A 22,665-nucleotide genomic window follows, 5' to 3' on the forward strand; every position below is an offset into this window, starting at 1 on the left:
GTATTTATGTTGGCGAAGTTCATTGGAGTGATTTCTGGGCTACTGATTTCTTTATCCGTTGGAGCTGCAACACCTCAGGATTTGCTGAAATCTTATGAGTCTCAATCTGGCAAGGCTTCATCTGCCCGAGGGGAGCAATTTTTTAATGCCAAGCATGGAAAAGAGTGGAGTTGCGCCTCCTGTCACGATAATCCCCCCAATCACGAAACCAAACATGCCGTTACAGGAAAAGTTATTAAGCCTTTGGCACCAAGTGCGAATCCTGCGCGCTTCACTGATGAAGCTAAGGCGGAGAAATGGTTTAAACGAAACTGCAATGATGTACTTGCTAGGGATTGCACTGCTCAAGAGAAGGCAGATGTCCTTGCTTGGCTCATGACGGTGAAATGATTTCATGATGAAAAAATATAACTTCGTTTTATTAACTTGTTTGTTGAGTATCTCTGGCGCGTTCGCTGCCAAGATGCCAATGCCAGCTGATGCACCAGCATCCTATGAAGCAGAGTGCGCTAGCTGCCATATGGCCTATCCTCCAGGGCTATTGAGTGAGAAGAGTTGGCAAAATGTGATGTCTGGTCTGGATAAGCATTTTGGTACAGATGCGAGCGTAGATGCAAAGACTCGGACTGAAATGACGAGCTGGTTAGTTAAGAATGCCGCTACTCGGCAGAAATACAGCGAAACCGCTCCTGAGAATCGAATTACCAAAACATCTTGGTTTATACGGAAGCACGATGAGGTGAAGGCTGATGTTTGGAAGCGGGCCAGTATCAAGAGTCCAGCGAACTGCGGGGCTTGTCATATCGATGCCGCTAAGGGCGTCTTTAGTGAGAGCAACATTAAGATTCCCTCAAAATGAATAAACCCATAAATCATCCTATGGCTGATGTCGTTGGTACCACTGGAAAGTTGCGGCAGTTGATTCTTGTGTGGGATATGCCGGTACGGGTCTTTCATTGGCTTTTGGTAATCTGTTTTGCTGGTGCTTGGCTGACTTCAGAGAGCGAGCGTTTAGCCATGATTCACTATGCGTTTGGCTATACCGCATGTCTACTTGTGTTGATAAGGTTGATATGGGGGCTGATTGGCAGCCGTTACGCTAGATTTTCTCAATTCTTGAAGAGTCCTCGAGTGGTGCTTACCCATTTCACTGATATGTTGAAAGGGCATCGACATCATGATGTTGGACATAATCCAGCAGGCGGTTTAGTCATGGTAGCTCTGATGCTGCTGATTTTGTTGATCGGTTTTACAGGCTACTTAACCATGAAAGAGTTTCTAGGCGACTTTGTTTCTGAAATTCATGAGGCAGTAGCGAGTTTGGCTCTAGGTTTGGTGATATTGCACATTTTCGCGGCGATTGCGATGAGTGTGATTGAAAAGCAGAATTTGGCAAAGGCAATGCTCACTGGTAAGAAAATGGGTCTGCCGGAGCAGGCGATTCGTTACCCTCAATATTTCATTGGTACTACGCTTCTGGTTGCAGCCGCTTACTTTTTTTATCTTGTTGTTAGCGGCGCCTTACCCAGCCTCACTCAATAAGCAAGATCTGTTTTTGTATATTGCCATAGTACGATGACAGTATGAAATTACTGATTGCCCTCTATTTCTATATGCTGGCTACGATTCAGCTTGGTCTGCTATTGGGTGTCTATCACTACTTCCGCTCTCAGAGCTTGATTAAGCCAAGTCCATTCTGGATGAGATCATTAATCGTAAGCATTTTGGCCTTAATTGTTTTTGGCACCGGAATTGTAGGAATTGAAAATATAGAAAAGCCAGAATTTAATTTTACGATTGCTAATTCTTTATTTTATATAGCGGCTATTTTTCAGCTACTTTTTTGCCGCTCTTTAAACGGGTCAATTAGTAAGTCTATTCAGTATGGATTTATAGCCTCCGTAGTAATCTTTGCCCCCGTTTTTGAATATATGCGTCTTAATGGCACATATGAGATGCGTACGGTATTCATGTGTCTTGTGGGCAGCACCTTTTTTATCTGGCAAATTGCTCAATTAAGAAAAAAACGAAAAACAGAACCCTCTCGACAGCTCATGTATCTGCAGTACGCCACAACTGCGGAGTTGTTCTTTGCCCTAGCTCGCTTAGTGATTCTGGTTGCATCAGGCCTCACTATTCGCCACATCGAGCAGATTCCACAAGTATTGATTTTGATGACTATTGCCCAGTTGGTAATGAATACCTTGTCTTATATTGCACTCGGAGGCTACTGGGCTGAAAAAATTGCCTTATCGAACGCACGGTCACAAAATGAAAACCAGGAAATTAAAGCGCTCCTCGCCGAACGTGAGAATCTCATCTCATCCTTGCTAAAAGCAAATAAGACTGCAGCTACTGGTGCCTTATCTGCCTCTATCGCTCATGAGCTTAATCAGCCCTTAGGTGCTTCACAGCTCAATATTCAATTATTGCAAATGAAATTAGCAAATGGGAATATGGATCGCGCACAGTACGAAGAGGTGCTCTCCTCTTTGCTGAGTGATAATCAGCGTTCAGCCAAAATTATCCAATCATTGCGTTCGATTTTTTCAGATGAAAAAATTGGATCGGAGGCGGTTGATATTAACGAATTGGTTGAGTCTGTCCTCAATATTGCAAAAGCAGAGTTAAGCTCCAAAAAAATTCAAGTCATCCTCAATCTGTCTGCAACAATTCTAGTTAATGGAAATCGGGGCGAGCTTCAGCAAGTGATCTTGAATTTGGTGAATAACGCAGTTCAAGCCCTGTCAGGGGTGAGTGGTCCTTCCAAAGTGCTTCAGATTGAAAGTCGAGATACGGCTGAGGGTATTGAGCTTTTGGTCACAGACAATGGCCCAGGAATCAATTCAGAGAATCAAGCCCATCTATTTGAATTACTGGCTAGCAGCAATAAAAAGGCGGGCATGGGACTTGGTCTATGGTTGTGTCATCACATTGTTTCTCGCCATAGTGGCCAGATTGGGTATCGTGATGCTCCAGGAGGCGGCGCGCAATTTATTATCTCTTTACCGCAAGAACAGCCATAAGTGTTAGCCTAAGAGCTAATTGCCTCTCGCCCATGCTCTCTTTACATTAGTGTTGTCAATTTTTGCACTATTTACTACTAGATTTGAGAACTCCCATGAAAACTAAACTCACATTCATTGCGCTAACTGTTGCATTGATCTCCGGTAACCCAGTATTTGCAGCTGGAGGCGGTGGAGTAGTAGCCGATCCAGGCGCCATGGAAGGTAAGCACTTCGACCCCAAAGGCAAGGCGCCATCGACTTTTACTGTTCAACTGCAAAATGGCTTGCGAAAGTCATTGCCGTTTGAAGATAAACGCGACTTTGAGGAGTCCAAGAAGGGCTTTATCGCTGCCCCAGCCTACAAAACTATTAAAGCTGATGCTGGCAACGTGGCCTGGGATATGGGTAGCTATGAGTTCTTACTGCAAGGCAAGGATTTCGATAGCGTGCATCCATCATTGCAGCGCCAGGCTATCCTTAATATGGGGTATGGACTCTATGAGGTCGTACCAGGAAAGATTTATCAAGTACGCGGTTTTGATTTGGCCAATATTAGTTTTATTAAGACGAATACCGGCTGGATCGTATTTGATCCATTGACCGCTAAAGAAACTGCTAGGGCAGCCTTAGAGTTGGTGAATGAAAAGTTAGGTAAGCGACCAGTGGTAGCAGTAGTCTATTCACATTCTCATGGCGACCATTTTGGTGGTGTGCGTGGTGTGGTAGATGAAGCAGACGTGAAGAGTGGCAAGGTAAAGGTGATTGCTCCTGCAGGCTTTATGGATCATGCCGTGGCTGAAAACGTCTATGCTGGTAATGCCATGACTCGGCGTATGTATTTTCAATACGGAGTACTCTTGCCCCGTAGCCCATTTGGACACGTGGATCAGTCGATTGGTAAAAATACAGCTGCCGGTAATCTGGGTCTAATTGAGCCTAATGTCTATATCAATCAACCTTTTGAGAAGATGACGGTTGATGGTGTTGAGATGGAATTTCAGAACACTCCTGGTACAGAAGCGCCAGCGGAAATGAATACCTACTTCCCACAGTTCAAGGCATTTTGGGCTGCTGAAAATATCACGGGAACTATTCATAACATTTACACCCTGCGTGGCGCTCTAGTGCGTGATGCATTGGCATGGTCTAAGAATATTAATAACTCTTTATACCGCTATGGCAATGAGGCGCAGGTAATGTTTGCCTCCCATTCTTGGCCGCGTTGGGGTAATGAGCGCATTCAGGAAGTGATGCGTACGCAAAGAGATAGTTACGCCCACCTGAACAATGAGGTGCTCCATCTTGCGAATAACGGTGTCACCATCAATGAAGTGCATAACGTATACAAGCAACCAGAAAGCCTGAGATCGCAATGGGCTGCTCATAGCTATCACGGTTCTGAAGAGCACAATAGCCGCGCTGTGATTAATCGTTACTTAGGTTATTGGGATGCCAATCCCGCTACTTTGATTCCTTTGTCACCACGTGACTCTGCGCCACTTTATGTGGAGATGATGGGTGGTTCTGGCAAGATTATGGCAAAAGGCAAACAGCTCTATCAGCAAGGCAAGTACCGCGAAGCGATGGAGATCGTGAATAAGTTGGTATATGCCGAGCCAAACAATACTGCAGCCAAGGACCTATTAGCTGATATTTTTGAGCAAATCGGTTATCAAAAGGAAAGCCCAAGTGTGCGTAATAGCTTCTTAGGTGCTGCTTATGAGCTACGTCATGGTATGCCATCTGGTGCATCGCCAAAATCGAATGGCCCTGACATGATTAAAGCTATGACTACCGAGCTGTGGCTCAACTCACTGGCCATTAGTATGGACAGTAAGAAAGCTGCTGGCATGAAGTTTGTGATTAATCTTGATACTCCAGATAATGGCGAGAAGTTTGTTGTGGAGATGAGTAACTCTGCCTTGACCAATATTAAAGGTCAGCAAGCAAAGAACCCAACATTAACAATCGTGATTAATCGCAGTGATTTAGAAAAGATTATGGGTGGCCAAACTACCTTTGATAAGTTGTTGGCTGAAGGTAAGGTCAAGTTTGAGGGCGATCGCAAAGCATTCGATCAACTTCGTAGCACCTTAACAACCTTTACTCCAGACTTTGAATTAATGCCTGGCACAAAGGCGAAGAAGCCAGCACCTAAGCCTAATAAGGATCCTTTTGAGGCTCAGGAAATGGCGATTACTGCGGGAGAATAGACCTCTGTGGGTCATTCCGTGTAATTGCCTTGTTATTGAACGCTTAGTATGGCCTTAGATTGTGAAATCTTCTAGTAAATTTTCTGCTAGACGATTTCATTCATTCTATTAAGTAATTTCTTTCAATCAAGCTATCCGTGTGGAGCTTGTTTTTTTCATAATAATTATGTATTGTTGTATCGTTACATCAATACATAATTTAAAATGATCAACAGCAAAAAAATTCATCCGATACACATTGATAGAGATATCTATGGTTCCAGCTATAGATCCTCCGCATTTTGGGTCTACAAAAATCTATTAAATACATTCGATAGCAATGAATTATTTTTGCTGGAATCCTTAGGCGCTAGCTCGATCGATTCAAGAGCATCCTTAATAGGCATCAATCCGGTCTTTCGTATAGAGGTATTTGATCGGATGGTTACCGTTTCAGGAAACGAACAGCTCTTGAAAAGAGTTCGGTTGTTATATGCGGGGGAGTCATTGGTTGAATCTAGTAAAGATGTATTGAGATTTGAACTAGCAAGTCGAACGGGGGTTTGGGATTTTTTGAGATTACTAGATGCTGAATTTGATGGGGTCGTTGGGGGAGTGATGGCTTTTACTGTTTTTTCCTACAATACCGTCTATTTCATAGAGGAAATACCTGGCTATCTTCAGGGTGAAATTCCTGATATTTGTTTAGTGTGCTATTCCACCTATATAGAATTTGAAGAAAATCATGTAACACTTTATGAGTACGAATTTCTAGGTGTTGACTCTCTCAATCTTTCTAAGATCGAATCATGTTTCTCCTTAAAAGAGGTGACTACACCAACATTTTCTAAAAATCATTTTGAGATCAACAGAGAGACCCTTAAGAGCGACTACCTGAACAAGGCAATCCTAGCTTTAAATCATGTAAAGGTCGGAGATGTTTACCAAATTCAAGTCGGGCAAAAAATTACTATCAGGTCTGATATATCCACTTTGGATGTGTACTCAAGATTGCGATTCCTAAATCCATCCCCGTATATGTATTTATTCGATTGCGATCGATTTAAGGTGGTTGGAGCTAGCCCAGAGTTGTTTGTATATATGAAAGATGATGAAGTGGTTATGAGGCCAATTGCTGGAACGCTGGGTAAGGCTGCAGTACGAACTAGGGAGGATGCCAAAAATGAGTTTTACCAGAACTCAAAGGAGATTGCTGAGCATATGATGCTAGTGGATTTATGTCGAAATGATTTGTCTAGGATTTCGCTGCCTCAAAGCCTTGAAGTTTCTGAGCTTATGTCTGTTGAGGAGTATTCACATGTTTATCATATGACATCAACTGCAAAGTCAAGGGTAAAGAAAGATTGCGATAAATGGGACGTGCTACGGGCTTCGTTTCCCGCGGGAACAATGACTGGAACCCCCAAAATTAGAGCTATTGAGTTGATCTCTCAAATTGAGGATAGTGGCAGGGGTCTCTATGCTGGTGCTTTGGGCGTGATTGGATTGGGGGTTGATTTTCTCAATACAGCTTTATGTATCAGAACCGCGATTCAGTGTAACTCGGTTTTTACATTAAGAGCATCTGCTGGCATAGTGGCTGATTCCGTGGTTGAGAATGAGTACGCCGAGACATTGCAAAAGATGGGGTCCGTTTTTAAGGCTATTACTAATGAGGAAATTTCATGTCACCTCGTGTAATAGTGGTTGATGCATACGATAGCTTTGTCCACATCTTGGTGAATTATTTGCAAAGCATTGGTTGTTTCGTTGACTTGTATCGAAATGATGATGCTCGCTTGGTTCATGTGGTTCAAGAGTCAGCTGGCGATATCCTTTTACTCGGTCCGGGGCCTGGACATCCTAAAGATTCTGGTTATGGTAATTTGCTTTACTTAAATGCAGGGCGTATGCCGGTGCTAGGGGTTTGCTTGGGTCATCAAGCCATTGGCTTATATTACGGGTGTCAAGTAGAGTATGCAAAGCATCTAATGCATGGAAAGACTAGTCGCATACTCCATGATGGGCATGGGTGCTTCAAATCTTTTGGACTCAATGCATTTAACGCAATGCGATATCACTCAATTATCGTTTCAGATAAAAATCTTCCCAGGGAAATCGAAATTTCAGCTAGATCGGAGGATGATGATTATGTGATGGGAATTAGACATACGTCATTGAGCATTGAGGGTATTCAGTTCCATCCAGAAAGTATAGGTACAGAGTTTGGAATTCAGATCCTTCAAAATTTTATCGGCACACATCTCCACAATTAGCCAATGATTTGAAAGCAATTTTTTCCCACACCAAGTCAATTCTTTGGGAGGGAAATTTATGGTTGTTCCATTCAATGAAGTTTGCTAATCGGAGTTATTGTTATGAAAGTATGTGTATTGGTTGGTTCATCTCGTAAAAATGGCTTAAGTAGTCATATTTGTGCTGCATTACAGGATCAATTTAGGATCAGAGGTTTAGCTGGAAACTTTATTAATTTGGCTGACAAACGTATCGAATTTTGTGATGCTGATAATTTTTGCCAATTTTCTCCCTGCACAGTACCTGATGATATCCCGCATATTTTGGCCGATATGCAAGCCGCAGATGGAATTATTTACATGCCCGTGATGCATGCATTCGGTACTAATAGTAAATTCCAAGCTTTTTTAGAGCGAGTTGGTTACGGCTATTTGCGACCTTTAAATCGCCCACTTGTAGATAAGATTGCAGCAATTATTGTTGTTGGACGTAGGTATGGCCATACGGCTGTCTATTCTCAAATAATGCTAAATATCATGCTGAATAAAATGATTATGGCTGGGTCAGGTTTCCCAGCATTATTTTTAGGTATGCTTGGAGACATTCAGGATGATTCTGAAGCCCTTGAGGCTTTAAAGCAGACGGTGGATAGGATGCATGAAGTGCATCAGAGGTTTTGGAATATTAGGGTGTGACTTTATGGCGCAGGAATCTAATTGAATCCAGAAAACTTTGATTTCCAATAGGATTTAGCTTTTTGATCTCTAAGATTTGATGCGCCCCTGGTTACTTTGGAGATGCTGACATTTAGGGATTTGGCAGTATTTCTTTGGGGCATTTCAGTACAAGTCAGGGTTTGGTATATTCGAATCCTATCAAGTAGATCATTGACTTCTGCAGCAGTTAATATTTGCTCGAGAAAATATCGCATCTCATCAGCATTTTTAATATTGCATAGCATGTCTATTAAGGTCTGCTTTGCTTTAGATCTATTCATGAGTATGCTCCGTTTCTTCCACTAATGTACGACCCACTCAATTTTAAACTGCTAGCATATTTGTCGAATAATAATAATGATTGAGATTTAGTGGGTGAAAGCGCCACCAGCTTCAAGTTCTTTCAGGGCCTCACCCTCAATACCCAACTCTTCAAGTAATTCCTGGGTATGCTCGCCAAGGAGTGGGGGGTGCCTTCTCACTTCTTGAGGGGTGCCCATCATCTTCACGGCAAAGCCGATGTTAGGCACTTTGCCTTCAATTGGGTGATCAATATCCATGCGCATTTTTCGGTGTCTACCATGCTCGCTATCAAATGCTTGGGGGTAGGTATTGATTGGTCCTGCGGGAATGCCTGCTGCCAAGAGGAGGTCAACCCATTCATCACTGGTTTTGGTAACAAAGGTTTTTTCTAGCTCGCTAGCAAGCTCAAGGCGGTTAGCAAGCCGTAAGGGATTGGTTTTAAAGCGGGCATCTTCAAATAGCTCTTGACGACCAATTTTTTCACATAAAAGTTCCCAAAGTTTTTGATTGGTTGCCCCCATTACGAAGTGGCCATCCGATGCCTTCATGGCTTGATAAGGTGCGCTCATATGATTTGCGGTGCCCAGTTTATAGGGCTCTACACCAGTACCCCAATATTGCGCTGTATCCCAAATGGAGAATGCCAATGCAGAATCAAAGAGTGAGGCGTCAATAAATTGACCTTCACCAGATTTAGTTTTGCCGATGTAGGCCGACAGGATGCCGTACACCGCAAAAAGGGCGCAGCCGATATCGGCGACTGGCACACCTGCTTTGACTGGAGGACCATCTGGATAGCCTGTAACACTCATCACACCAGACATAGCTTGGGCCATTAAATCAAATCCAGGGCGATCTGCCCATGGACCTGTTTGACCAAAACCAGAGATGCTGGCATAGACCAGCCCGGGGTTTACTTCTTTTAGCGAGGGGTAATCAATTCCCAATTTTTTCATGACACCGGGTCGATAGTTTTCAACTAAGATGTCGGCAGTCTTCACAAGCTCAAAAAATACTTTTTTGCCTGCAGCCGTTTTTAAATTTAACGTAACACTACGTTTGTTGCGATTCATATTCAGAAAGCCCATGCTATCTGAGCCCTTCATCTTGAATCCCATGGCGCCACGTGTTTGGTCTCCCGTGCCAGGAGGCTCTATTTTGATGACATCAGCCCCCAAGTCTGCCAGCAACATGCAGCAATAGGGGCCTGCCATTACTTGACTTACGTCAAGAACCCGAACGCCAGCCAGCGGTAATAGCTTGCTCATAGGTGTTTTCATCATTGTCTCTGTAGTTCTTATATGTTTAGAATGAAATGCTAATTAATAGCCATGAATATAAAACAAAATATGGAGACAGTATGATCAATAAATCCCCTCGTTGGATTTTGAGTGGTTTCGCTTCCTTAGCTCTCTGCATGTTCGGTGCATTGCCACTTTCAGCTAATGCCCAGCAAAATTTTCCCAATAAGCCAATTCGTTTAATCGTGGGCTTTGCTCCCGGTGGTGGTACTGATATTGTGGCGAGAGCAATTGCGCCAAAGATGAGTGAAATTTTAGGTCAGAGTGTCATTGTTGAAAATAGAGCGGGCGCTGCTGGAACAATTGGTGCGGATTTGGTTGCTAAGTCGCCAGCAGATGGCTACACACTGTTGATGGGGCACTCCAACTCGAATGCGATTTCTCCATTTGTTTTAAAGAATGTTCCTTACAACCCAGCTACGGATTTCACGCCAATCACGTATTTGGGATATGTACCTAACGTATTGGTTGTGAAATCCAGCTTGCCAGTGAACTCTGTGGCGCAATTAATCTCGCTTGGTAAGCAAAACCCAGGTCAGATGACTTATGGTTCGTCTGGTATTGGTAGTACGCAGCACTTAGCCGGCGCATTGTTTTCTAAAATTACTGGGGTGCAAATGAATCACGTACCCTACAAGGGCAGTGGTCAAGCCATTATCGATTTGTTGGGCGGTCAAATTACGATGAACTTTGACACCCTTCCTCCGAATCTGCAGCAGATCAGACAGGGTGGTTTAAAGGCGCTGGCGATTTCTACGCCTAAGCGTCTACCATTGTTGCCTAATGTGCCCACATTTAATGAAGTCGGTATTGTGGGTTTTGATGTGACTAATTGGTATTCGATCATGGGTCCAAAGAATATAGATCCAGCGGTTGTGAATAAAATCGATCAGGCTGTTAAAGCGGCAACGAATGATCCAGAGATTAAGAAAACCTTGGACTCGCAAGGCCTCCAGCCGGAAGGGCCTGCAACACCGGCCGCCTTCAGTCTTTTCTTGGCTGGTGAGTTGGCTAAATATCAGCGTTTAGTGAAGAGTTTAAATATTCAATCTGAATGATCTTTTGAGTTATTGGCGGACCCTCTCTCCGAAATGAGAGAGGGTTTTTTTGTTGATCACATTGGCAAGAGATATGAATTTAGAGCGTGTTGCACAAGTTCGTTGTGAGTTGCGAGAAGGAATCGCATTTATTACCTTTGATCATATTGCCGCGCGCAATGCAATGACGGTTGACATGTATCAAAGTCTTAAAACTATTTGCGAGGATTTGGCCAAAAACCCAAACGCTCGGGTCGCTATTTTGCGCGGTGCAGGTGACAAGTCATTCGTTTCTGGAAGCGATATTGCTCAGTTTTCAAGCTTTCAGGATGGAAATGACGGCATTCGTTATGAGCAATCGATTGATGATTACTTAACGCCATTAGCGATGCTGCCAATTCCGACGATAGCGGTTATCGATGAGATGGCTATTGGGGGCGGGCTTGCGATTGCAAGCTGTTGTGATTTTCGGATTTCCACACCAGAAGCTCGTTTTGGCGTGCCTATTGCAAAGACTTTAGGTAACTGTCTATCTGCTGGAAATGTCGCGTGGCTTGTTGCGCATTTGGGGGTAAATATCGTTAAGCGTATGTTGTTGTTGGCAGAATTAATTTCTGCCCCAGAACTCTTAAAGCAGGGTTACCTGTTGGCGACATATTTGACTCAAGATCTGGAGCATGAGGCCAAGCAATTGGCGGAACGATTGATGAAGCTAGCGCCAATCACGCAAAAATCGAGCAAGTTAAGTTTGGCTCGAATCATGAGAAATCAGTTGCCAGATTGTGATGATTTAATTCGTGAGTGCTATGGAAGTCGCGACTTTCATAATGGTGTTAGCGCATTCTTGGAGGGGAGACCCCCAGTTTGGACTGGGGCTTAGAGAAATAACTCTTGTAGGTTATTTAGATAGCGCAAGCCTTGTTCTGTTGGCCTTAGTCTACTGGGATTGGTATCTAACAAACCTTTTTTACTAGCTTCATCCAGATTATTTGAGATTACATGGAGTGGTAAGCCGGTACGCTCACTAAAGGTATTAGTTTCAACGCCATCGGTGAGGCGAAGTGCATTGAGCATAAATTCAAAAGGTAGATCTTTAGTGGAAATCTCTTTTGATTCAATGAGTGCATGACCTGTATTTTCGATCGACTGCATATAAGTCTCGGGATGGCGCTCTCTAACTTGTCGGGTAATTTTGTCTGGGAAGGAAATTTTTCCGTGAGCCCCTGCACCGATTCCAATATAGTCCCCAAAGCGCCAGTAGTTGAGATTATGTTTGCACTCCTGATCTTTCTTGGCGTATGCAGAAACCTCATAACGTCGATAGCCTGCTTCTTTGAGTAGTGTGAGATTTTGCTCAAAGATTGCATCAATTTCATCCTCGGTTGGAAGTTTTGGAGGAAAGTTGGCGAAGTAGGTATTTGGTTCAAGTGTCAGGTTGTAAAACGAGAGGTGCGGTGTTTTAAAGGACAGGGCTGTATCAATATCTGCTTTAGCAGCTTCTAGACTTTGATTGGGTAGGCCATACATTAAATCGAGATTGACTAACTTGAAGTGCTTTAGCGCAATCTCAATAGCCTTCTTTGCTTCTGCTCCATTGTGGATACGACCCAAGGCTTTGAGTTGTGCATCTTGAAAACTCTGAATGCCTAAGGAGACTCGATTAATTCCAGATTTGGCAAAGGCAGCAAATTTTTCTGTTTCTACTGAGCCTGGGTTTGCTTCCATTGTGATCTCGCAATCCGGCTCAAGATTGACTCGTGCTCGAATTGCGGAAAGTAATTCATTCATACCCTCAGGAGAGAGGAGGCTTGGAGTACCGCCGCCAATAAAGATACTGTGTACTTGGCGACCCCAGGTGCGCGGAATTTCCGTCTCGAGATCAGTGATTAAGGCTCTGATATAGCGAGCCTCATCAAATCCCTGAGTCCGCTTCCCGTCACCTTCACTTTTAATTTGATGTGAATTGAAATCACAGTAAGGGCATTTCTTTTCACACCAGGGAAAGTGGATGTAAAGGGAAAGCGGTGGCAAAGCCTTAAGTTGCGGCTTTTGTGCTAACGAAGGCTGTAAGGTATTAGGCACGATGCTGTAATTGAGCTATGAGTTCACGTAAGGCTTGGCCTCGGTGACTTATGCGGTTTTTTTCTGATGGCTCTAGCTCTGCTGCCGTCTTATCAAGTTCTGGCAGCAAGAAGTAGGGATCATAGCCAAACCCATGAGAACCTTTTGCCTCATTAATAATTTGCCCATACCAACGCGTTTGCACAATCAGTGGCTCGGGATCATCAGGGCTGTTGACCAAAACTAGTGCGCAAACATAGTGCGCACCACGATCTTCTTTTTCACTTAAAGCGGTAATGAGCTTTCTATTATTGGCGTCGCTATTCCCATCTTCGCCTGCATAACGGGCAGAGTAGACCCCAGGCGCTCCGCCTAAGGCATGAGCGCAAATGCCTGAGTCATCTGCTAGAGCAGGTAGGCCGCTAGCGGCACTTGCATGACGCGCTTTGGCAAGCGCATTTTCAACAAAGGTGTGGTGCGGTTCTTCGGCTGCAGGTATTCCCAGTTCACCTTGGGGGATGACCTGAAAGTCAAAGGGCGCTAGGAGCTCTTGAAATTCGTGCACCTTGCCAATGTTGTTAGAGGCGAGAACCAACTTTTTCATATGAGCAACTTTTAATTCAAAGCTTCATGTTGGAGTTGAGTTAAATCTCGAATCCCATCTTGCGCCAGATCTAATAATGCGTTTAATTCTTCTCGCGAGAAAGCCGCTCCTTCGGCTGTCCCCTGAACTTCAATCATGCCTCCCTTGCCGGTCATGACGACATTCATATCGGTATCGCAAGATGAGTCTTCTGGATAATCCAAGTCGAGTACGGGTACGCCTTGATAGATGCCCACCGAAATTGCGGCAACGCTATCAATGATTGGATCGGCTTTAAGTGATCCATTATTGAGGAGAAAGTTAATGGCGTCGCGGGCGGCAATGTAGGAACCAGTAATGGCAGCGGTTCTAGTGCCACCATCGGCTTGCAGCACATCACAGTCCAAATGGATGGTGCGCTCACCGAGAATTTTTAAGTCAAAAATACTGCGCATCGCGCGACCGATCAAACGTTGGATTTCCTGAGTACGGCCGGATTGTTTTCCACGCGCAGCCTCCCGATCACTGCGAGTATGGGTGGAGCGGGGGAGCATGCCGTATTCAGCTGTGACCCAGCCTTCACCGGAGCCCTTTTTATGGGGAGGCACCTTTTCTAACACGCTAGCGGTGCAGAGTACCTTGGTATCCCCGAAGGCAATCAAGACCGATCCTTCAGCATGTTTTGTAAAGGAACGGCTAATGCTGATTGGGCGCAACTGGGTTGGGGTGCGTCCGCTTGGGCGGTTGATATTGGAATTGCTCATATGGGATGTCCTAAAGATCTACAATGTTCATATGATATCGAGCATGACTGGTTATGGCAGCGCTTCTCGCCAAGTCTCCCTGGGGGCTGGTGTGGTTGCTGATCTGCAGGTGGAGTGTCGGGCTGTAAATAGCCGTTTTTTGGATTTGGGTTTTCGTTTGCCCGATGAATGTCGTGGCGCCGAGCCCGCCCTCCGAGAAATGGCATCTCAAAGCCTCTCCCGTGGAAAGGTGGAGTTTCGTGCTGCGTGGCGCGTCAATGCTGCCGCTGCGGGCGTGGCCAAGGCCAATCCCCATGCCTTAGGCGCCCTGAACAAGGATCGCCTTGATGCTTTGTACACTCTTCAAGAAAAAGCTCAAGAAGCCTTTCCAAAGGCTGAGGCCTTGCGTATGGCTGATATTTTGCGGTGGCCCGGCATTGTTTCAGAGCCTAGGGGCGAGGAAGAAGGTTGGATTGCTGCAACCCTAGAGGCTGGAAGGGCTGCCTTAAGTGCCCTGATGGATAGCCGGAATTCTGAAGGTAAGGCTTTAGTCGCCGTTTTAACCAATATCACCGCCAAGATGCGTGAGATTGTCAAAGCGATCGAGCCCAAGGTGCCGGAGTATGTTGCGCAGTACCAAGATAAATTGACCGAGCGCCTAGCCCAGGCTTTGGCTACACAAGAGCAATCTCAGGGCGGTACCGAGCTTATGGAACGCATTCGTCAAGAGGTGGTGTTGTACGCAGTACGTATTGATATTGCCGAAGAGTTTGCGCGCCTCAAAACCCATCTGCAGGCAGTTGATACCGCGCTCGCTGGTAAAGGTCCGGTTGGAAAGCGTTTGGATTTCTTAATGCAGGAGCTCAATCGCGAAGCAAATACCCTGAGTTCAAAGTCGGTATCTGAGGAATGCACGCAAGCCGCATTAGAGCTAAAGCTCTTGATAGAGCAAATGCGTGAACAGGTTCAAAATTTAGAGTAACGCAGAGTTCATACATCATGACGGCTAGCATCAAACCCAATCTTTCTCCAGCCTACCAAGGCAGCATGTTGATGATCGTGGCACCATCGGGCGCGGGTAAATCATCCTTGGTTAATGCTTTGCTGCAGGAAGATGCTGCATTGAAGTTATCTCTTTCTACTACGACTCGGGCACCAAGACCTGGTGAAGTGGATGGCAAGGATTATCGATTTGTTGCTCGAGAAGAATTTATCGCAGAGCGTGATCAAGGTAATTTCTTGGAATATGCGGAAGTGCATGGTAATTTTTATGGCACTTCCCGAGCTTGGATTGAGACTCAAATGAAGACTGGGCGCGATGTCGTTTTAGAGATCGATTGGCAGGGTGCTCAGCAGATTCGAAAGATTATTCCTGAGGTGCAGTGGATCTTTATTTTTCCCCCCTCGTTTGAGGCTCTAGAAGAGCGCTTACGCAAAAGAGGGCAGGATGATGAAGCAACCATTCAGAGAAGGTTGGCTGCCGCTCATTTGGAGCTCCAGCATGCCCATGAGGCAGATTTTATCGTTGTTAATGATGATTTTCAGCAAGCATTGACTGATTTAAGGCATGTGGTTGCCGCTAGCCGCCTACGATCTGGCCCAATTATGGCGCGTAACCCTGCGCTTTTACGGCGTCTCGGGGTCTAATCAGTTATCCTATAGGTATTGAAGCTAAATTAAGTGAGTTCAGCATGGCCCGTATTACCGTAGAAGATTGTCTAAAAACTATTCCTAATCGTTTTGAGCTGGTACTGGCCGCGACATATCGCGCTCGTCAATTAGTTCAAGGTCACTCCCCACGTGTTGAGTCCAGAGACAAGGCAACTGTAGTTGCTTTGCGTGAAATTGCCGCTGGTGCAACCGACCGTGACATGTTGACCAAAGTACCTTTGTAATTTAGGGGTTCCGGTGTGGAGCTCCCCTTAGGCGACCCAAACACATCGGATACTCATGGCCAGGTCTCGCCCAAAGAGATCGTTAAAAACAGTAAGTCGTCCATCATTGCCACATTGCTGGCGCAATCTAGTCGTCATTTATTTGGGCCCACTTCAGCTCCCAACCTTCCGCTAAAGCACCAAGTTGTATCCATTGAAGGTTTAATTTCAAAACTCAGCTACCTAAAGCCTGAAGAAGTCACTTTAATTAAGAAAGCCTTTCAGTTTTCTGATGCAGCCCATTTAGGGCAGTACCGGCATAGTGGCGAACCTTACATCACTCATCCAGTAGCTGTTGCTGAACTCTGTGCCACTTGGCGCTTAGACGCACCTTCGATCATGGCCGCTTTGTTACACGATGTGATTGAAGATACGGGGTGTACAAAAGCGGATTTAGTGGAAAAGTTTGGCAGTAAAGTTGCCGAGCTCGTTGAGGGTTTAACTAAGTTAGATAAGCTGGAGTTCCAGAGTCATGCAGAGGCACAAGCGGAAAGTTTCCGCAAAATGTTTATGGCGATGGCCCGCGATGTTCGGGTGATTTTAGTCAAACTAGCTGATCGTACGCACAACATGAGAACCCTAGATGCTGTTCCTATGGAGAAGCGGCGTAGGGTGGCTGCTGAAACGATTGAGATTTATGCTCCGATAGCGCATCGTCTGGGCCTCAATATTATTTATCGTGATTTGCAGGATTTAAGTTTCCGATTCTCGATGCCTATGCGCTTTAGGGTCATTGAGGGCGCGGTAAAAAGAGCTCGCGGCAACCGCAAGGAGATGGTCGAGAAGATTTTGCAAAACACCCGCATGGCGTTTGCAAAAGCGAATCTTGAGGTAGACCTTCAGGGTCGTGAAAAAACCCTTTTTAGTATTTACAACAAAATGCGCAGCAAGCATTTGAGTTTTTCACAGGTGCTCGATGTGTATGCTTTTCGGGTAACAGTGCATTCGATTGACGAGTGTTATCGAGCCCTAGGAATACTGCACTCTCTTTATAAGCCGATGCCAGGCAAGTTTAAGGACTATATTGCGATTCCTAAACTCAATGGGTATCAATCGCTTCACACTACCTTGCTAGGACCTTCTGGTGTGCCGGTGGAGTTTCAGATTCGGACTAGTGATATGCATGCCGTCGCTGAGGCTGGGGTTGCTGCGCACTGGGCATATAAGGATGGCTCTCCTGATATGAGTGAGGTTCAAAACCGCGCACATCAATGGTTGCAGTCTCTGATTGATATTCAGGATAGCAGTGGCGATTCTCAAGAATTCTTAGAGCATGTCAAGATTGATTTATTTCCAGATGCAGTTTATGTATTTACTCCCAAGGGACAAATTAGAGCTCTTCCACGTGGTGCAACTGCTTTAGACTTTGCTTACTCCATTCATAGCGACCTGGGGAATACCTGCGTAGCAGTCAAGATTAACGGTATGCAATTGCCATTGCGTAGTGAGTTGAAAAACGGCGACATTATTGAGGTAGTCACTTCATCAAATTCTCAGCCTAATCCCGGATGGTTGGCTTTTGTGAGAACAGGTAAGGCGCGCGCCTCCATTCGCCACTCGCTTAAAACAAAACACTATGCTGAATCTCTTCAGCTTGGTGAGCGCTTATTGGCCAGCGCCCTTCGCCAGCAAGGTGTTGATGCTGGGCTATTATCCCCAGAGATTTGGGAAAAGTTATTACATTGGACGGGCGATAAAACCCGCGAAGAAGCTTGTGTGAATATTGCCTTAGGCCGAAGATCTGCTCAAGAGTTAGCCATTCGCTTGAAGATTTTGATTGATGAGGAGGGTGGTTCAGAGCAAATGCGCCTCGGAGTGGCTGATTGGGTTTCTCCTCAGCAAGAAATGATCGCCCATCACCATCAGCGTCAGGCGATTTTGGTAGATGGAAGAGAAGGAAATTCCATTAGCTTTCAGAGCTGTTGCCACCCCATTCCTGGGGACAATATCATTGGCTACCTCGGTAAAGGTGAGGGCTTGCAAGTCCACACCAATGACTGTCCAGTCGCGCTCAGAATGCTTTCAAAAGATAGTGATAAGTGGGTTGAGGTAGAGTGGGGTAAAGAAGTTAATCGTGAATTTGAAGTTGATCTAGCTATCGATACGCGCCAAGGCAAGGGGGTCTTGGCAAGGGTTGCCAGCAGCGTGACTGCTGCTGACTCCAACATCATGAATGTTTCTATGGATGATCGTTACAAAGAAGATGCGGTCACCATTCGCTTTACGATTCAGGTATCAGATCGTTTGCACTTATCCAAGGTGATGAGAAGTTTGCGTGCCAATCATGATGTCATGCGAGTGACGCGCACCAGATCCGCTTAAATATTGAGTTAACGGTATTGCACTTCCAAAATTTCAATTTCAGTAGGGCCGGTAGGCGTCTGAATCATCACGCAATCGCCTAAACGGGCTTTAATAAGGGCCTTGGCTATCGGGGATACCCAACTGACGTGCCCCAAATCTAAATCAACCTCATCGACCCCTACTATGGTGATCGTCGTCTTTTTTCCAGCTTGAGGGCCCTCTAGATTGGCATAAGTGACTGTTGCCCCAAAAAAGACCTGTTCGGCGTCCGCTTCCCCGGTTTTTCGGGCTTGATTGTCGACAATTACAGCAAATTCTAGGCGTTTATTGAGGAAGCGAATCCTTCGATCAATCTCCCGAAGCCGCTTTTTTCCATAGATATAGTCCCCATTTTCCGAGCGATCCCCATTCGAGGCGGCCCAGTGTACAACCTTGACAACCTCAGGCCTATCAAGGTTTAGGAGCTGTAAAAGCTCACTTTTAATCCGTTCATGACCAGCGGGTGTGATGTAGTTCTTCTCTTCCATGGCATAATTATGGCTGTTGCGGCTGTAGCTCAGCTGGATAGAGTACTTGGCTACGAACCAAGGGGTCGTGGGTTCAATTCCTGCCAGCCGCACCATCCCATTCCGGGCCTAGTTGAAAGACTAGGCCCGTTTCTTTTTAATAGCTTGTTTCACGAAGTTTTCATCGGTATCCCTTATAGTTTGCTTATGAGCATTTCAGAACCCATTCCACAGTCTGCGACCCCAGTTGCCGTTTGGTCGCAAGTTGACTCAAATCATGCTCAAGTTACCCTAAGTGGGGTGGTGAATGTGTATTCATTGGCCGGTATTTGGACGCAGGTTCGCCAGCAACAAGATGCATGGTTGCAGCAGGGTGGCGGCAAAGGCCAGTCCCTAAGTTTTGACGCTTCCAAAGTCGGATCCTTGGATGGTTCTGCATTTGCCTTCTTGATAGATGTTGAAGAGGCGCAGAAAAAGGCGGGCGGACAATTTGAGGTTCAGGGTTTGGATCCAAAGTATCAGCCCCTGTTAAAAGAATTTGATCCTATTGACAGTCTTTTTCCAGTACCCACCTCAAAGCCAAAAAATAATTTTGTCGTCACTGCTGGCATGGCTGCGCAAGATCTTTTGGATGATGCGCGTGGCTTAACAATTTTTATTGGGCATCTCTCTGCGGACTTAGCCTGGTCCATACGCAATATCAGGCAAGTGCGTTGGGGTGATTTTGTCAATGCCGCAGTAGAGGCTGGTATCTCTGCATTGCCAATTGTGGGCTTAGTGGCATTTTTAATTGGTGTGATTTTGTCTTTTCAGGCGGCGATTGGTATGGAACAGTTTGGTGCTGTTTCATTTGTAGGACCATTAGCTGCTTTAGGCATCGTTCGTGAGATGGGCCCCTTGATTACCGCGATTCTGCTTGCTGGTCGTTCATCCGCAGCTTTTGCTGCAGAGATTGGAACCATGACCGTCAATAGTGAGGTAGATGCATTGGTAACGGGTGGCCTAAGTCCTATTCGGTTTTTAGTGGTGCCAAGAGTTCTCGCAGGAATCTTAGTGGCGCCAATCTTGACCTTATTTGCTGACGTTGTCAGCATTTTCTCTTCCATGTTGACAATGCAGATTTACGGTATTCCATTTATTAATTACTACAACGGCATGTTATCCGCCGTCGATATAGAAGATATTCTTTCTGGTCTTGTGAAAGCTACATTGTTTGGGGTGGTTGTTTCCGCAATGGGCTGCTTACGCGGCATGCAAACGGGCACAGGCGCGGCGGCAGTTGGCATCTCTGCTACGCGCGCGGTTGTGAGTAGTATTGTGATGATTGTGCTGGTTGACGGTATCTTTGCTTACATCTCTTACAGGACGGGCTTCTGATGAGTGATCAAGACAACGCAATCGATGTTCAAAATCTCACTGTAGGCTACGGCTCAAAAGTCTTGCTGCAGAATCTCAATTTCTCCGTAAAGAGCGGGGAGATCTTTGTTATTTTGGGCGGTTCTGGCTGCGGCAAATCCAGTCTGTTAAAGAATTTATTTGGTCTTTATCAACCGCTTTCAGGAGACGTATTGATTGAGGGCCAAAATATCACTACCGCTCAAGGCGCTGAGCGTCAAAAGATCATGACCAGCTTTGGTGTGATGTACCAGCAAGGCGCTTTATTTGGATCTATGAATTTGCTTGATAACGTCACTCTCTTTATGGAGGAGTACACCAAGCTCACCAGGGATCAGATGAATTTATTGGCGCGCTGTAAGCTCGATTTGGTTGGCTTACTGCCTTATGAAACTTATATGCCTAGTGAAATCAGTGGCGGTATGCAAAAGCGCGCTGCGATTGCCAGGGCGATGGCTCTAGATCCGAAGATTCTATTTTTGGACGAACCTTCAGCTGGTTTGGACCCCATCACCTCGGCAGATCTAGACAGTACGATATTGGACCTCTCTAAAAACTTGGGCTTTACCTTTGTGATTGTTTCCCACGAGTTAGCGAGTATTTATTCCATTGCCGACAAGGTGATCATGCTGGATAAAGAAGCCAAAGGCATCATCGCCGAGGGCGATCCCAAGGTTTTAAGAGATACCAGTCAAGATCCTAGAGTGCATCAATTCTTTAATCGCATTATGAGCAAGGACGCAGCATGAGTAATAACTCCAATCTCAATTACTTCCGTTTGGGCATTTTTGTCCTACTGGCAATCGGTGCATTGATTTCCATCATCTTGATCTTTGGTTCAGGGCAGCTCTTTAAAAGGTCATTCATGGTTGAGACCTATGTTAAGCAGTCGGTAACCGGTTTGGATGCTGGCGCAGCCGTGCGCTTTAGGGGGGTAAAAATTGGTCAAGTGACTGCCATTGGTTTGTCTGGAGATTTTTATGAAAAAGACATTCCGATGGTCAATAAGCTGGAGTATGTGGTTGTCAGAATGCAAATTTTTGGGGATGGTATTCAGAAAGATCATCTTGAGACTTTCATTAAAGACAACTTGCGCGCGCGAATCAAATCGATGGGGATTACTGGAGTCAATTACGTAGAGCTGGATTTTTATCCTAAGGCGACTCAAAATCTCACTCTCAAATACCCATGGGAACCAGAATATCCAGTGGTTCCTTCAATGCCTAATCAAGCGGATGAAATAATTTCTGGCATTCAGAAGTTAATTGGAGCACTCAACGAACTGAATATCGATGGAACCCAGAAGAAGTTTGATACGCTTTTAGGAAATCTCAACAAATTAATGGCAGGCGATGGTAGGGATAACTCTGGGCTAATTAGTTCAGTGAAAGATCTTAATGTCTTGTTAGATCGCATTGCTAAAGTTACCGATAAAGATCAACTTAATATTTTGATGCGTGAGTTAATCGCCACCATGGTTTCCCTGCGTCAAACAGTGTCCTCTGTTCAAGGTGATACGACTGTTACCTTGGAAAACCTGCGTCAAGCAAGCGAGCAGTTAAATGAATTTACTCGTGTGGCCAGTCAATCTCCATCTACCTTAGTTTGGGGTGAGCCGCCTGCACGTATTACACCTCCAATGAATGGAGCTCAAAAATGAGAACCAAGATCTTTAAGAACAACTGTTTCACAAGGTTTGCTTTAGCGGCGCTCCTGATCGCCACACTAACGGCCTGCTCCTTGCCTAAAAGACCAGCATTAGAGACCAGCAGTTGGATGTTGGCACCCGAGAGAACTGGTGCGCCGTATCAGCCTCGCACAGATTTATGGTTAAAGATGGGCAATGTATCTATGGCTACTCCATTTGATGGAAAGTCGCTGGTATATCGCTTGAGTGATCAGCGCTATGAAAAAGATTTTTATAACATTTATTCTGCGCTGCCTAGTGAGATGATTGGTAATGCCACTCGTCAGTGGCTCAATAATTCCCAAATCTTCATGATGACAGTAGGTCAGGGAAATGCCTTTTTCCCTTATTACTACTTACAAACTTCTGTCGAAGAGTTTTATGGCGATTATCGGGTTCGCCCTGAGGCCGTTGTGACGGTTGAGTTTTTTCTGACCGCCACTGACCCTAAAAAACACAATCCCGTGATTGGAAAGAATCGCTATACCAAGCGTGTCGTGCTTAAAGACAATACCCCTCAGGCATTGGTTTTGGGGCAGCAGGAAGCTTTAGCGCAAATTCTGAAGGAATATGAGGCTGTATTGTATAAATACGCTGGTAATTTGCCGCCACCCTTAGGGCAGTAGTGATTTTGTAGTA

General features: G+C 45.2%; 24 protein-coding genes and 1 tRNA gene. 19 read left to right on the top strand and 6 right to left on the bottom strand.

Annotation, left to right across the window (positions count from 1 at the left end):
* The first annotated feature begins 6 nt into the window (after window positions 1–6).
* From AOB49_RS04005 to AOB49_RS04040, 8 genes are all read left to right on the top strand, one after another.
* On the top strand, window positions 7–390 hold the full coding sequence (locus tag AOB49_RS04005) for a DUF1924 domain-containing protein (RefSeq protein WP_062308284.1): 384 nt from the start codon (window positions 7–9) through the stop codon (window positions 388–390).
* A 4-nt stretch (window positions 391–394) separates the two neighbouring features.
* Window positions 395–859 carry a diheme cytochrome c gene (locus AOB49_RS04010; protein ID WP_245640609.1) on the top strand — a complete coding sequence of 155 codons (465 nt, stop codon included), beginning with the start codon at window positions 395–397 and terminating at the stop codon, window positions 857–859.
* Entirely contained in the window at window positions 856–1,542 is a 687-nt protein-coding gene (locus AOB49_RS04015) for a cytochrome b/b6 domain-containing protein (protein ID WP_245640610.1), read from the top strand. Before AOB49_RS04010 ends, AOB49_RS04015 begins: the two co-directional genes overlap by 4 nt.
* Window positions 1,543–1,583: 41 nt before the next feature.
* Complete coding sequence (locus AOB49_RS04020; RefSeq protein WP_062308286.1) at window positions 1,584–3,026, top strand: sensor histidine kinase; 1,443 nt, start codon at window positions 1,584–1,586, stop codon at window positions 3,024–3,026.
* A gap of 95 nt (window positions 3,027–3,121) precedes the next feature.
* Window positions 3,122–5,221 (top strand): alkyl/aryl-sulfatase, encoded by a 2,100-nt coding sequence (locus AOB49_RS04025; RefSeq protein ID WP_062308289.1) that lies wholly within the window; start codon window positions 3,122–3,124, stop codon window positions 5,219–5,221.
* A gap of 204 nt (window positions 5,222–5,425) precedes the next feature.
* A complete protein-coding gene (locus AOB49_RS04030) occupies window positions 5,426–6,901 on the top strand; it encodes an anthranilate synthase component I family protein (RefSeq protein ID WP_082784050.1) in 1,476 nt (491 codons plus the stop codon).
* A complete protein-coding gene (locus AOB49_RS04035; RefSeq protein WP_062308292.1) occupies window positions 6,886–7,476 on the top strand; it encodes an anthranilate synthase component II in 591 nt (196 codons plus the stop codon). Before AOB49_RS04030 ends, AOB49_RS04035 begins: the two co-directional genes overlap by 16 nt.
* A gap of 102 nt (window positions 7,477–7,578) precedes the next feature.
* On the top strand, window positions 7,579–8,151 hold the full coding sequence (locus tag AOB49_RS04040; protein WP_062308295.1) for a flavodoxin family protein: 573 nt from the start codon (window positions 7,579–7,581) through the stop codon (window positions 8,149–8,151).
* Between the two features lie 17 nt (window positions 8,152–8,168).
* Here AOB49_RS04040 and trpR read toward each other — a convergent pair whose 3' ends face one another.
* The gene (trpR, locus tag AOB49_RS04045; protein WP_062308297.1) at window positions 8,169–8,453 is read right to left on the bottom strand and encodes a trp operon repressor; all 285 of its coding nucleotides are present in this window, start codon (window positions 8,451–8,453) and stop codon (window positions 8,169–8,171) included.
* An 87-nt stretch (window positions 8,454–8,540) separates the two neighbouring features.
* Entirely contained in the window at window positions 8,541–9,755 is a 1,215-nt protein-coding gene (locus AOB49_RS04050) for a CaiB/BaiF CoA transferase family protein (protein WP_062308299.1), read from the bottom strand.
* 80 nt (window positions 9,756–9,835) lie between these two features.
* On the opposite strand from AOB49_RS04050, the gene AOB49_RS04055 reads away from it, so the two are divergent.
* Together AOB49_RS04055 and AOB49_RS04060 are read left to right on the top strand one after the other, a co-directional pair.
* Window positions 9,836–10,834, top strand: coding sequence for a Bug family tripartite tricarboxylate transporter substrate binding protein (locus tag AOB49_RS04055; protein WP_062308301.1), 999 nt, complete (start codon window positions 9,836–9,838; stop codon window positions 10,832–10,834).
* A 49-nt stretch (window positions 10,835–10,883) separates the two neighbouring features.
* Window positions 10,884–11,693 (top strand): enoyl-CoA hydratase/isomerase family protein, encoded by an 810-nt coding sequence (locus tag AOB49_RS04060; RefSeq protein WP_342667196.1) that lies wholly within the window; start codon window positions 10,884–10,886, stop codon window positions 11,691–11,693.
* Here AOB49_RS04060 and hemW read toward each other — a convergent pair.
* The 3 genes from hemW to rph are packed head-to-tail and all read right to left on the bottom strand — an operon-like array spanning window position 11,690 to window position 14,221.
* The gene (hemW, locus tag AOB49_RS04065; RefSeq protein ID WP_062308306.1) at window positions 11,690–12,895 is read right to left on the bottom strand and encodes a radical SAM family heme chaperone HemW; all 1,206 of its coding nucleotides are present in this window, start codon (window positions 12,893–12,895) and stop codon (window positions 11,690–11,692) included. The two genes, AOB49_RS04060 and hemW, sit on opposite strands and share 4 nt — an antisense overlap.
* Window positions 12,888–13,478, bottom strand: coding sequence for an RdgB/HAM1 family non-canonical purine NTP pyrophosphatase (rdgB, locus tag AOB49_RS04070; RefSeq protein WP_062308308.1), 591 nt, complete (start codon window positions 13,476–13,478; stop codon window positions 12,888–12,890). Before rdgB ends, hemW begins: the two co-directional genes overlap by 8 nt.
* Window positions 13,479–13,489: 11 nt before the next feature.
* Window positions 13,490–14,221 (bottom strand): ribonuclease PH, encoded by a 732-nt coding sequence (rph, locus tag AOB49_RS04075; RefSeq protein ID WP_062308312.1) that lies wholly within the window; start codon window positions 14,219–14,221, stop codon window positions 13,490–13,492.
* Between the two features lie 31 nt (window positions 14,222–14,252).
* Here rph and AOB49_RS04080 point away from each other — a divergent pair, with 31 nt between their 5' ends.
* From AOB49_RS04080 to AOB49_RS04095, 4 genes are all read left to right on the top strand, one after another.
* A complete protein-coding gene (locus tag AOB49_RS04080; protein ID WP_062308314.1) occupies window positions 14,253–15,182 on the top strand; it encodes a YicC/YloC family endoribonuclease in 930 nt (309 codons plus the stop codon).
* A gap of 17 nt (window positions 15,183–15,199) precedes the next feature.
* The gene (gmk, locus tag AOB49_RS04085) at window positions 15,200–15,847 is read left to right on the top strand and encodes a guanylate kinase (protein ID WP_062308317.1); all 648 of its coding nucleotides are present in this window, start codon (window positions 15,200–15,202) and stop codon (window positions 15,845–15,847) included.
* A 44-nt stretch (window positions 15,848–15,891) separates the two neighbouring features.
* Window positions 15,892–16,095 carry a DNA-directed RNA polymerase subunit omega gene (rpoZ, locus tag AOB49_RS04090; protein ID WP_062308320.1) on the top strand — a complete coding sequence of 68 codons (204 nt, stop codon included), beginning with the start codon at window positions 15,892–15,894 and terminating at the stop codon, window positions 16,093–16,095.
* Window positions 16,096–16,173: 78 nt separating this feature from the next.
* Complete coding sequence (locus AOB49_RS04095) at window positions 16,174–18,456, top strand: RelA/SpoT family protein (RefSeq protein ID WP_216634665.1); 2,283 nt, start codon at window positions 16,174–16,176, stop codon at window positions 18,454–18,456.
* A gap of 8 nt (window positions 18,457–18,464) precedes the next feature.
* Here the strand turns inward: AOB49_RS04095 and greB are convergent, their stop codons facing one another.
* Window positions 18,465–18,965 (bottom strand): transcription elongation factor GreB, encoded by a 501-nt coding sequence (greB, locus tag AOB49_RS04100; RefSeq protein ID WP_062308326.1) that lies wholly within the window; start codon window positions 18,963–18,965, stop codon window positions 18,465–18,467.
* Window positions 18,966–18,983: 18 nt separating this feature from the next.
* Here greB and AOB49_RS04105 point away from each other — a divergent pair.
* The 5 genes from AOB49_RS04105 to AOB49_RS04125 all read left to right on the top strand — a co-directional run bounded on the left by AOB49_RS04105 (window position 18,984) and on the right by AOB49_RS04125 (window position 22,652).
* Window positions 18,984–19,060 (top strand) — tRNA-Arg (locus tag AOB49_RS04105).
* Between the two features lie 91 nt (window positions 19,061–19,151).
* Window positions 19,152–20,321 carry an MlaE family ABC transporter permease gene (locus AOB49_RS04110; protein WP_062308329.1) on the top strand — a complete coding sequence of 390 codons (1,170 nt, stop codon included), beginning with the start codon at window positions 19,152–19,154 and terminating at the stop codon, window positions 20,319–20,321.
* Window positions 20,321–21,088, top strand: a complete 768-nt coding sequence (locus AOB49_RS04115) for an ABC transporter ATP-binding protein (RefSeq protein ID WP_062308333.1) — start codon at window positions 20,321–20,323, stop codon at window positions 21,086–21,088. The genes AOB49_RS04110 and AOB49_RS04115 overlap by 1 nt, the downstream gene beginning before the upstream one ends.
* Window positions 21,085–21,999, top strand: coding sequence for an MlaD family protein (locus tag AOB49_RS04120; protein WP_062308337.1), 915 nt, complete (start codon window positions 21,085–21,087; stop codon window positions 21,997–21,999). The genes AOB49_RS04115 and AOB49_RS04120 overlap by 4 nt, the downstream gene beginning before the upstream one ends.
* Complete coding sequence (locus tag AOB49_RS04125) at window positions 21,996–22,652, top strand: PqiC family protein (RefSeq protein WP_062308340.1); 657 nt, start codon at window positions 21,996–21,998, stop codon at window positions 22,650–22,652. The genes AOB49_RS04120 and AOB49_RS04125 overlap by 4 nt, the downstream gene beginning before the upstream one ends.
* Window positions 22,653–22,665 lie beyond the last annotated feature (13 nt).

Origin of the sequence: Polynucleobacter sinensis (assembly GCF_001595985.1) — a bacterium.
Lineage (GTDB): Bacteria > Pseudomonadota > Gammaproteobacteria > Burkholderiales > Burkholderiaceae > Polynucleobacter > Polynucleobacter sinensis.